Genomic DNA, 1,628 nt, shown 5'->3' with positions numbered 1-1,628 from the left:
TCGCAGTGGAACTGATAACAGAGTGTGTAACCCGTTTATCTCAATGACATATCCGTGTCAGCTGAAGCAGCCTTGTTGGACTTTTTTACCGCGATGGCTTTCCATCACCCCCACCACGAATTTGAAAGGCGTTTCCAGTCGGATGATTCGAAAAAAAAATTATCAGTGCATTCGAAAGAGGTTGTGGGGTGGCGCTCTATGGTAGCCCAGCTACTTCGCGAGTAGCTGTGGCGGTGCGCCGATAGAGATCATTCGGCAGTACATCGAGCTACAACAAATACCAAACTAACTACAGACACTAGTATGTCCGCGCTATGCCTCTCCGCCCTGTATCGCGGGGGGAGGGGGGGGGCGCAATCCGACAAGGGTGACTGCCTATTAATCGTTGCACTTTCCATGACAATGGCCAATAATTTGTTGAAATCTTCAACAACCTAGGAGTGAGTCATGGCTACCGTGAATTTCAGCGTTCCCGACGATGTGAAAGAGGCGTTCAACGCCGCCTATCAAGGACAAAACAAAAGTGCCGTGATTGCTGATTTAATGCGCGAGGCTGTCGAACGCGCGGAACGCAAACAACGTAGTCACCAAGCAATCGCGAGAATCGTGGAACGACGCAAACACGCGCCGGCGCTAACAAATGAAGAGATTCGTGCAGCACGTGAAGACGGTCGTCCATGATTTTGGTGGTAGATGCCAGTGTTGCGCTGAAATGGTTCTTACAAGACCGAGAAAACGAAGCCGATTGTGATCAAGCTTTAACCCTTCTTAAAGGGGTCGACAAGGGGCACATACGTCTCCTTCAGCCGCCGCATTTTATTGCCGAAGTGGCGGCGGTTTTGGCCCGTGAGAAGCCCGACGAAGCGGAAGACGATCTGTTTGATTTATTGAACATTGAAAGTTATATCGCTGATGACCCCGGAATCTATATTACCGCCATCGAGCTTGCCGCCCGGTATCGACATCATCTGTTCGATACCCTCTATCACGCCGTGGCATTAAACACGTCCGGTGCGACGTTGATTACCGCTGATAACGTTTATTACCGAAAAGCCGAAGGAAGTGGTCGGATTTTGCTACTAAAGGATTACACCGATTGAACAAAGCCAAACTCAAAACCTACCCATTCGCCCTGAACCTTAATACTAAATTTCGTCTATTCGCCAGGAGGCCTCGGGCTGGCGCTTACTTCTAATCGTGGCTTTGGCCAATAACGGCAAATAGCGAACAACCCAACGGTTGGGCTCACTTGATCGACTTCGACCCCCACGCTCCACCAAGATCTCTTCCAGATCGCGGTACGAACGCCGTAGCGAAAGTAAAAGTAAACGGCGTAAAGGATGCACACTTCGTGTTTAAGCTTGATAATTAAAAGTTTTGAGAATCCAAAATGCTAAATAGCTGGTAAAAGCAAACTGGCAATTGAATTATCATTTCAACCTTATTTCCCGTTCCTTGATCTACCATTTGGTTGAATAATAAAATTTGCCAATAGAAATTGACTCAGATATTCAATAACTCACTTTAAACGTCGGACTATCCTCCGGCCTTGTTCTTCGATGATCGTATATACGTGTAGTTGAGATATTAGCGTGGCCAAGCCATTCTTGCACCTTGGCGATATCGGC

At 47.8% G+C, this 1,628-nt stretch carries 2 protein-coding genes and 1 pseudogene; all 3 read left to right on the top strand.

The annotated features are described in order from the left end of the window. Window positions 1-118: 118 nt before the first annotated feature. Window positions 119-289: pseudogene (locus tag AC3B8H_RS21155) on the top strand (transposase); the annotation flags it as partial. 158 nt (window positions 290-447) lie between these two features. Further along, a complete protein-coding gene (locus tag AC3B8H_RS21150; RefSeq protein ID WP_488443481.1) occupies window positions 448-681 on the top strand; it encodes a hypothetical protein in 234 nt (77 codons plus the stop codon). Beyond that, complete coding sequence (locus tag AC3B8H_RS21145) at window positions 678-1,100, top strand: type II toxin-antitoxin system VapC family toxin (protein WP_488443480.1); 423 nt, start codon at window positions 678-680, stop codon at window positions 1,098-1,100. Before AC3B8H_RS21150 ends, AC3B8H_RS21145 begins: the two co-directional genes overlap by 4 nt. Window positions 1,101-1,628 lie beyond the last annotated feature (528 nt).

The sequence above is a fragment of the Methylomonas sp. BG-2 genome, from assembly GCF_057766305.1.
The sequence above is the reverse complement of the archived record's forward strand: the minus strand, read 5'-3'. Positions and strand labels throughout refer to the sequence as shown.